Source organism: Gracilimonas amylolytica, assembly GCF_002911695.1.
GTDB lineage: Bacteria > Bacteroidota > Rhodothermia > Balneolales > Balneolaceae > Gracilimonas > Gracilimonas amylolytica.
Window position 1 is genome coordinate 20890 of the sequence record NZ_PQBS01000026.1, and the last position, 9806, is coordinate 30695.

Below are 9806 nucleotides of genomic sequence, written 5' to 3' on the forward strand. Positions count from 1 at the left end.
AGAGACCATTTGTGATAGTTCTGTTCTCGCCTGTATGCCATTTGAACCGTTAATTCGGTACATCAAATTACCTGACGAACTCCCTTCAGAAAATTCTTTCAATTCGTATCTTTTCAGGGAAATAATTATTCATCAATTCAGCTAAAGCAGTAAGAAATGAGCGCAACGGATCCAAAGAATTCATCAAGAATTGGAATTTTGATCATGGCCCATGGCGGGGGCACCACCTGGAATAACATGGTAAAAGAGGCCGCAAAACCATTGACTGAAACCTATCCTGTTGAATATGCCTGGGGCATGGCCAATTTTGTCTCGTTACAGAAAGCGGTTAAAAACCTGGAAGCAAAAAGTGTTGATCAAATTATAGTGATCCCGTTATTTATTTCGAAACACAGTCCAATTCTGAGGCAGGCAGAATATTTGTTGGGAATTAGGGATGAGCTGGCAGATCAACCAATGCCGGTAATGCATTACACCGACGAATTCAAGGAGATGAGTGGGATTCCGCTGGATGACTCCCATTTTATGCATAACATGATCTTTCCTCCAACGCTCAAGCAAATTGAGATCCATACCCCGGTGCAATTTACCGATGCCCTGGATGATCATCCTATCGTGGCAGATATTTTGAGGAAACGTATTTTGAGTCTCAGTGAAGATCCCGCAAATGAAACGGTCGTGTTAGCGGCTCACGGACCCAATGGTGAGGAAGATAACACCGGATGGGTTCAAAGTATGGAATCGCTGGCTGCACAGGTTCAGCAAAAGCAAAGTGATGAAGGCTTACCCGGTTTTAGAAACATCATGGCACTTACAGTTAGGGATGATGCCCCTGAAGCCATTCACGAACAAGCCAGGCAGTATTTACGGGCAGTTGTAAGACAGGGCAATATCTCAGGTGAAGTGATCGTCATTCCGGTATTTCTGTCACCGGGCGGGCGGGAAAAATCGGTGGCTCAACGCCTGGAAGGTCTCGAGTTCAAATGGAGCGGTAAAACGTTACTACCCGATGATCGGCTTTCCACGTTCCTGATCAATTCTGTTGAAAACGCCTTGAACTGAACGTTCGGCTCATAAAAAAGCCTGCAAGATCAGATCCTGCAGGCTTCTACATGAGATTACTGATTTTAGTGTTTTAGTTAGCCAGTTCCACTTCCTTAGTTGAGGTAAACGGATTCCAGCTAATAGCTTTGGCCTTCTCAAGGATCTTGTCAGCTGTAACATAAACCACAGGAATGAATACCAGGGTTACCAATGTAGATGCGGTCAGTCCACCGATCACAACGCGAGCCAGTGAAGCCTGAATTTCGGCCCCGGCTCCAAGTCCAAATGAAAGGGGCAGCAAACCAAGAACCGTGGTTAAAGTGGTCATCAGAATTGGACGAAGTCTGAGTCGGCCCGCCTCAATAACGGCCTGAACAACCGGTAAGCCTTTATCACGCCTCATCAGATTGATATAATCGACCAGTACAATGGCGTTGTTTACCACGATCCCGACCAGCATGATCATTCCCATCAGGCTTTGAATATTGATAGTGGTTCCGGTTATCAGTAGTGCCGGGATCACTCCGATCATAGCTAAAGGAACTGAGAACATAACGATAAGCGGATCAAGGAAACGCTCGAACTGTCCGGCCATTACCATATAGATCAGGATCAATGCCATAATGATGGACATACTGAAATCTGCAGCTGCTTTTTGCTGTTCCTCATACTCTCCACCGTAAACAATACTGAACCCTTCCGGAAGAGGGAAGTCGGCGAGTTCTTCCTGAATGAGTTCCACGGCTTCACCTAAAGCGACTCCGGTTTCAAGATTGGCCGTGATATTGGTTACACGCTGTCCGTTGATACGGTTAATATCTTCCGGGCCACGTCCGCTTTCTTTAACGATCACTGAGGAAACAGGGATCACTCCGCCACCGGGCAGGTTCACTGAAATATTGTTGATATCTAAGGTACCCAGGCGGTCTTCAGGTCGAAGACGAACGGTAATTGGATATTCATCGCCACCTATTCGGTATGAACCGGCACGGCTGCCGCCAATGTTGGTTTGAATGACCTGAGCCACCTGCCTGACCGATAGTCCCAGGTCAGCGATCTTCTCACGATCAAATAAAATGCGTTCTTCAGGGGTTCCTTCCGTTTGACCGGATCGAACTTCAACGATACCGGGAAGTTTTTCAACCCGAAGTTTTATGTCCTGTGCCAACTCATAGGCTTTTTCAAGGTCATATCCCCGTAATTCAAATTGAAGGTCTTCGGCTCCACCACCACCAAATATGCGGCGCATGATCCAGAGTCCGGATTGGGCACTGACTCTGATATCAGCCCCCGGAATTTGGCCTTCCAGGTTTTCACGGATCTCTTCGGCAAGTTCAGAAGTACTTTGCGAACGTTCGGATTGCGGAACCATGGCGATCTCAACCTCTGCACGTCCATCCCTCACTTCAGTTGTGAAGTACTCCACATCATCCATGGGAAGCGTAGCTCTTACAATTTCTTCAAGTTCTTTGAGATATAAATTCTGAACGGCAATGTTAGTTCCATCCGCCAGTTGAAGGTCAATATCAATTTCATCGGCATCCGTTTGAGGAGCCAGTTCAACCGGGATAGTTGGAACAGCGAGGAAACTCCCCACTACCAAAAATGCAGTGATGCCAAACACTGCCGGTTTGTGCTGTAAGGTTTTTTCAAGTCCCAGAGAGTATTTTCCTTCCATGCGGGCAAAGAACTTTTGGAAACGTCCTTTTTTATTGGTGGTTCCTTTTTTAACGGTCAGGAACCGGCTTGAAAGCATAGGAACTAAGGTCAACGCAACCAGGAGGGAACATGCTAAGGCAAAGACTACAACCAGTGCAAGTTCCTGAAATAATAATCCGGACACCGTTTGCATGAATACGACCGGTAAAAAGATCACACAGGTGGTAAGGGTAGAGGCAACGATCGCACCGGCAACCTGTTTGGTCCCGATCAGGGCACTTGGTTTAAGGTCTTCTTCTTCCTCCTCTCTGAGGCGGATTATATTCTCGAGCACCACGATGGCATTATCAACAATGAGTCCTACACCAAGCGCAAGTCCTCCAAAACTCATTTGATTGAGTGTCAGGTCACTGAAGTAAAGCAGGGCGAAGGTAGCAATGATCGAAATGGGAATTGAAACGGCAATAATGAAGGTTGAGGACCCATTTCTGAAAAAGATGTACAAAATAACTACCGCCAATAAGGCTCCCCAAACAGCCGAACTTTGGACATTGTCGATGGAGCTTTGGATGAATTCACTTTGGTCGGTGGTTACAAACAGTTCAAGATCATTCCGCTCTTGGTTGATCTGTGCCACTTCTTGCCGGATATTTTCTGCTACAGCTACAGTGTTGGCACCGGTCTGCTTTCGGATGCCGAATCGGGCCATTGGCTGCTCATCAATGTAAACCACCCGGTTCAGATCCTGATACCCAAATGTAACTTCAGCAACATCCTTAACGCGAATAGGCTGCTGATCTACGGTAGTGATCACCGTGTTGGCGATCTGTTCTATGGATTCATACTCACCCAGGGTTCTTACATACAATTGTTTCACCCCTGAGTTGACGTTACCACCGGGTAGATTGGCATTCTCACCCGCAATGGCTTGCTGAACGTCGGCTGTTGAAAGTCCACTGGCTATCAATCTATCACGTTTGATATCTACTTTAACTTCTCTTTCAATGCCTCCCCAGATATCGATGGAACCTACGCCATTGATCTGTTCAAACCGCTGTAGGATCTCACGATCCAGAACGGTCGTCAATTCAGCCAGATTCATATCCGAATTGGCACCGATAATAACGATCGGGAAATTATTGGGGTCAAATTTCCAGATCCTTGGTGGATCTGCTTCGGGAGGCAAGTTGTCACGAACCCGATCCAAAGCGGCTCTTACATCATTTGAGGCAACATCTACATCAACGCTTTGGGCAAATTCAAGGGTCACTCGGCTGCTTCCCTCACTGGAGCTGGAACGGACTCTTTCTACACCCGGAACCCCGGCAAGGGCATTTTCAACCGGTTCAGTAATGATCTGCTCCATTTCAGCAGGTCCCACATTGGCATAGTCTGTTGAGACGGTCAGTTGCGGATATTCGATAGGAGGAAGGAGGTCAACCGGCAGAAAACGGAACCCGATCACTCCCAGGGTGATGATGATCAGGAAGACCATCGATGTTGCAATAGGTCGTTTAATCGAAGTTTCTGTAATTGGCATGACGAGTCAGATTATAAATTCATGTTGTTGGCAGAACGATCGCGCTCCTGCATGATCTGCTCAAGGAGATCTTCCCGCTGCAGATTTTGTAATTGATAGATGCGTTCCCAGCTCATACTTCTGACACGAGCTTGTTCTCTTCCTTCGGCAAGGAGGTCTTGCCCCATGGTAACAACCCATTGCCCACTTTCAATACCGGCTACCCCCAGTTCCATTCTACCCTGTGCAATAACATCAATGGGTACGAATTCTACCGGAGTTGGGGCAGACATAGCCGCAGGCCTGTTAGATCCATTCGCAGAGCTGTCGCTAACGGGTTCAATTTCTGACCCAAGTGAACTGGCTAAATAAACTCCACTTTCGCCGGTTTGGGTATTTGTGAATAGCGCACTTATGGGAATAAGAGTGGCTTGTTCACTTTCACCGAATAGGATATCAACCGGCACAAACATACCCGGTCTGAGTAGTCCGCTTTCATTATTTACATCGATCTCGGCCTGAGTACTCCTCGTTACTTCATTGAGGAATGGGGAGATACGGGATATCTCAGCCTCAAGAGCAGTCTGTTCGCCATCCCGATTTTCTACAATCACCCTTGCAGTTTGCCCAACGTTGATCTGACTGAGCATATCTTCTGTCAGTACGATCTCAACTTTTAACCTTGTAAGATCACCTATCAGAAACAGCTGAGTACTGGTGTTAGCCTGCATACCTATTTCGGCATTTCTTTGTCCTACAGTTCCCGAAATGGGGGCTTTGATTATGGCCTTACTAAGTTCTTCTCTTCGTTGCTCAACAATGGAAGCTGACTGATCTCTTTGGGCTTCAGCCAGTTCCACGTCTGCTTCAGCTGATAGCAATTGTCCTTCGATCTGATCTACTTCAGCCTGACTGGTCAGATCTTTTGCTTCAAGTTGTTTCACCCGGTTATATTCGCTCTGTATCTCATTAAACTGAGCTTTAGCCTGTTTAAGCTGGGCATTGCTGATCTTTAGATTTGCCTCGGCCTGCTGAAGTTGCTTTTCAAGGATACCGGTATTGAGTTTAACAATGGGGTCACCCTGTTCCACAAAATCTCCGTTTTGTACGTACACTTCTTGTACCACGCCAGAAATTTCAGGATAAAGGGAAACCTGATTCTCTGATCTTACATTTCCGCTAAACCGTTCGACCAGGGGCAAGGACCCATAACGTGCCTGAACGGCTTCAACAGACGGTATGACTCCGGATTGATCTTGTTGTTGATTTGAGCTTTCATCGCTATTGCCGGAACAGGCCGTTACAGCACTTGCAAATGCAAGAATAATGAGTGTTTTAGATAACTTAGAAAAATTTTTCATGTGTCTGTGTTGTGTGGTTTGACCCTTTAACCTGAATTGAAGCAAAAGCTCTCCCTATTTAATGTTAAATGCTATTAAAAGGCATTACAGATGGTAAACAGGTTGTGCTTAATTAAACCTGTAATGACAAGAATGCATTCCCCAAAGGAATAGGTAAATGACCGATGGTTGTAAAAAGATTATCCAAATTGAAAAGAAGGATTTTGATCCTGGGCAAGTCGCTGTTGGTTCAGTTTCTCCTCGTATAAACGTTCCACATCTTTGAGGGTGTCCACATCATTCGGTGACAGATCCCAGCGAATGGCTTTGAACCGGGGAAAACGCAAGGTATAATTGGCCTTGGTTCTTTTATTTACTTGAATGTCATCAAACTCCAGTTCTATGACAATATCAGGATAAAGCCCTAATGTAGGCCCGTATTTCTCGGCTGTGATCTCTTTGATTCTATTGTTGATTTTTTTCAGTTCCTCATCCGTATAACCGCCATAGGCTTTTCCAATGGGAATGAATTCTTCCTCATATCGTTCATCATCCCTTACGGATACCCCGAGAGTAAAATCTGAGTATGTACCACCCCGTTTACCGCTTCCGGCGTGAGCATACATGATGATCGTATCGATCGAACCACCGGGTTTCTTTACTTTTAACCACGATTTTCTCCTTTGTCCATACTCATAGGTTGAATGCTTGTGCTTCAGCATCAATCCTTCGTTGCCGTGGGCCAGGGCTTGCTCAAAGTACGTGTCGATCTCATCTTTATTTTGAATGTAGTGCTGAGTGGTAATTGGGAAGTTGTGTCGTTTGGAAAGGTCAGTAAGCAGTTGACGTCTTTCTATAAGTGTGTGTTCAAATACGGGTTCACCGTCATAAAAAAGCAGATCATAGGAAATGAGCAGGGTCGGATATTCTGCGAGGATCTTTTTTGTTGGCTTTTTCAACCCCATACGTTTTTGAAGATGTTGAAAGGGCATGATGGTATCATCCCTGAACACACAGATCTCACCATCAAGAATGATCTCCGGCAGGTCGCGTTCCCTGAAAAACGATACGATCTCCGGAAAAGAGTGGGTGATATCATTCAGGTCTCTGGAGAAGATATGCACTTTATCTTGTTTTACGTGGATCTGGCACCGCATCCCGTCAAACTTTTCCTCTACCAGGTATTCTTGAAAATCCTCAACAGACCGGCTTTCAACCGGAGAGGCCAGCATAAATGAAATGGGTTGAAATAATTTAAATTGGGCGTCTTCGAGTTGATCATTTCGGGCCAGTAAGGCCGTTTTTCCAATGCTTCCGGTGATCATATGCACATACCGCACATCCTTTACCTTTTTATCGAATGCTTTTGCGATCGAAGAGATTATACTTTTGGATTCAAAACCAATGCGCAGTGAACCTCTGCCCATTATTCGCAGAAAGAATTTGACCTCAAGGGGTGTCATCTTTGCCCACGCATTTTTAAGGATACTCTGTTTATCGGCCCTGGAGGATACGGACTGAAGTTCTTCAAATATATCCTCAATCTCTTTCAGCAAAAGACCGTGTGCCGACCATTTTTTTTGAGCTTCCGGAATGTTGTTCAATAATTTTTCAATGGTTTCAGAAGCACTACCCAAAGCTGTTTTGCTGGGTTTGAATACCATATCATAATCGATTTCACAAAATTCAGCTGCAAGGGTAGAGTAAGTTCGGCTTCCAACTGTTGTCCGTTTATCCGATAGATCAGAAAAAGCTCCTTCTCCTAAAAACTGCGCTGCAAGCCTCAGGTCAGTGTCATTATCTAATTGCATGAAATATTCTGCACAGATCCTGATCTTGGCATGGCTGCCACGGGTTTCACCAATGGTTTGAGCGATCCTTGATAGCGTATAAAATGTATTTGTTGGTTTAATGGTCACTGATCGATGGCTGCAATATGGGGTTAAGTCTTTACTTATCTAAAAACCCGGATCTTAAGTTTCTTTTATCCAGGTAGTGTTTTACTACATCCGGATTGGGGGTATGGGTGATGTAGGTCATATCGGGAGCTAATTGTTCACAGAGTGAGATCAGTTCGAAGAAGTCGAGGTGGTCTGATAATGGGATCAGCTTATCGACCGTAAGCTGACTACGTCTGGATTCCATGGTTGCCCAGCCACTGCAGTAGGCGATCCGTTTATTGCGAACGTTGGATGCAAATCCATTCCCAATGGCTGAACTTGGGCAGATCAGGATCTTACCTTCACAGGTTTCCCGGTCATAACTCTCATAATTTCCCAGATCAATCCCTTCTTCTTCATAAACTGAACAAAGTTTGTATCCGGCACCGTGAATTTGGATTGGCTGTCCTAACTCACGAACCATGTGCATGATCTCTTGTGCTTTCCCGAGGTTGTAAGCCAGAAAAACAGGAGTATGCCCATCCTCTAAAGCTGTTTCTGCAAATTCGGTTACTTCCAATTTTAGCTGATCATAGCTTAGCCATTTATACACGGGCAGACTAAAGGTTGCTTCCGTTATAAACTGATGGATCTTCACATCCGGTAATTCAAATCCTTCCGTGGCAGGGGAAGGAGGCGTGCGATAGTCGCCGGTGTAAAGCAGGTTTCCGTTATCACTTTCAACGAGGGTCATAGCTGAACCGAGAATATGCCCCGCCGGGAAAAAAGTGACTTTTGCATGTTTGGTTTCATAAGATCGACCAAAATCCAATGCATTGACCTGATAATTGACTCCCCGCAAGTGCATAAATTTTTTGGTGGGCGGAGTGGCATAGACGGATGCCCTAAGCTTCCATGGAATATGGTCGGCATGACCATGGGATACAAAGACGTGGTTGGCATCAGAGCCGCTGTAATCCAGCCCAATGCCTAATTCCGGCAGTAAGATTCCATGATTTCTCGCTTTGGTGATCTTTAGCATGGTTACTTAATTTATTAGCTGTCATTGCGAATACTATGACTAAATCAAGTGGATTAGGCTGATTTTTTGTATTTCTTGATCATTTTCTGAATGTGTTTTGGATCATATTCTGCCCGGTTATTCCACATGGCACAGTACAGACGAATCAGTTTATTGATGATGTTGTTGATAGCAACTAATTCATGCTTGCCTTCATTAATTTTCTTCTCGTAATATTGGTGATAGTGTGGTTTGTGGTTGGCTACACTGCGGGCTGCCTGATGCATTAATCGCCGCAATTCGGAGTTTCCGTACCCGGTGGATCGATCCGGGCTTTTGACCGAGCTTCCGGAGCTTCGCCCGTGTGGGGCAAAGCCAAATCGAGAAGATATTTTCCGGGGATTGAGTTGGTCTTTCCCAGCAAACATGCACAACCAAAATCGTGCAATGACCGGACCGATACCGGGAGCTGTTCGCAAGGTTTGATGGCGCCTGCACAGAATTGGGTCCTGACGGATCAGCTCATCCATGGTGTATTCCAGCTGCTCGATATGCTGGGTGAGAAGTTCTACCTGTTGGTTCCACATCTTGGTTAATTGGCTCATGTCCGCATCATGAAACTCAGCCTCGCCAAGCTTACTCTTGAGGGCTGCTCGTCGATCCACCATCTTCCGTCTTTCGGCCTGAAGCCGTTTTAATTGTGCTTGCGTGGGTTTTGGAGCCTCTGCCAGCTGTAATCGGTCATTAAATCGAGCTCCATATTCTGCCAGTTGGCTGGCGTCAAATTCATCCGTTTTACGGTGATGTTCCCAGCTAACTTTTTCCAGGGCCGTTGTCTTTACCACCGCATGAGGCCAACCAGTCCGTGTACTCCATCGTAACAAGTGCTCCCCATAGCGTCCGGTGTGTTCACTAATAAGTATCGTCTGTGATTGAGTTACTTCGTGATCTTCCATCCACTCGGCTAAGTTGTGGAACCCTTCCTGAGTGTTAGGCACCTGCAACATATTTCTATCGCCGGTTTGGCGATCAAATAAAGAGATATCCAGGGTGTGTTTAGAAATGTCAATACCTACGATAAAGCGCCATTTAATTGTAATTTCCATAGCTATTTACCTATTTTAATTAAGATTGAATAGCTGCCGAGTAGTTATCTTCCCGCCTCTTTTAAAAAGGTATACTTTCCATACTATATGGGTTTAGATAACTACCTGCCATGACAGGCTTTGATTCGCAATAAGGGTTTTACCCGGAGGAGCGCAAGAGATTGCCTGCCATGGTTCGGTAGCTTTATTTTGTTAGTAGCTAACCAACAAAATATTTCCTAAGAAGTCTAAAAGAGG

Annotated in this window: 6 protein-coding genes; 1 reads left to right on the plus strand and 5 read right to left on the minus strand. The window is 45.5% G+C overall.

The genetic code is table 11. The features are described from left to right. The first annotated feature begins 156 nt into the window (after nt 1–156). Nucleotides 157–1062, plus strand: coding sequence for a sirohydrochlorin chelatase (locus C3B73_RS06100; RefSeq protein WP_103664717.1), 906 nt, complete (start codon nt 157–159; stop codon nt 1060–1062). A gap of 73 nt (nt 1063–1135) precedes the next feature. On the opposite strand, the gene C3B73_RS06105 is transcribed toward C3B73_RS06100, so the two are convergent. The 5 genes from C3B73_RS06105 to C3B73_RS06125 form a co-directional block, all read right to left on the minus strand. After that, on the minus strand, nt 1136–4243 hold the full coding sequence (locus C3B73_RS06105) for an efflux RND transporter permease subunit (protein ID WP_103664718.1): 3108 nt from the start codon (nt 4241–4243) through the stop codon (nt 1136–1138). 11 nt (nt 4244–4254) lie between these two features. Further along, the gene (locus C3B73_RS06110) at nt 4255–5583 is read right to left on the minus strand and encodes an efflux RND transporter periplasmic adaptor subunit (protein WP_103664719.1); all 1329 of its coding nucleotides are present in this window, start codon (nt 5581–5583) and stop codon (nt 4255–4257) included. A 179-nt stretch (nt 5584–5762) separates the two neighbouring features. After that, a complete protein-coding gene (locus tag C3B73_RS06115; protein ID WP_103664720.1) occupies nt 5763–7481 on the minus strand; it encodes an ATP-dependent DNA ligase in 1719 nt (572 codons plus the stop codon). A gap of 31 nt (nt 7482–7512) precedes the next feature. Continuing rightward, nucleotides 7513–8484 carry a hypothetical protein gene (locus C3B73_RS06120; protein WP_103664721.1) on the minus strand — a complete coding sequence of 324 codons (972 nt, stop codon included), beginning with the start codon at nt 8482–8484 and terminating at the stop codon, nt 7513–7515. Nucleotides 8485–8537: 53 nt separating this feature from the next. Then, the gene (locus C3B73_RS06125; RefSeq protein WP_103664590.1) at nt 8538–9569 is read right to left on the minus strand and encodes an IS110 family RNA-guided transposase; all 1032 of its coding nucleotides are present in this window, start codon (nt 9567–9569) and stop codon (nt 8538–8540) included. Nucleotides 9570–9806 lie beyond the last annotated feature (237 nt).

Bases quoted from the DNA above. Each gene is read 5' to 3' on its own strand.
- C3B73_RS06120 (WP_103664721.1), bottom strand. From the start codon at position 8,484: ATGCTAAAGATCACCAAAGCGAGAAATCATGGAATCTTACTGCCGGAA.
- C3B73_RS06100 (WP_103664717.1), top strand. From the start codon at position 157: ATGAGCGCAACGGATCCAAAGAATTCATCAAGAATTGGAATTTTGATC.
- C3B73_RS06125 (WP_103664590.1), bottom strand. From the start codon at position 9,569: ATGGAAATTACAATTAAATGGCGCTTTATCGTAGGTATTGACATTTCT.
- C3B73_RS06110 (WP_103664719.1), bottom strand. From the start codon at position 5,583: ATGAAAAATTTTTCTAAGTTATCTAAAACACTCATTATTCTTGCATTT.
- C3B73_RS06105 (WP_103664718.1), bottom strand. From the start codon at position 4,243: ATGCCAATTACAGAAACTTCGATTAAACGACCTATTGCAACATCGATG.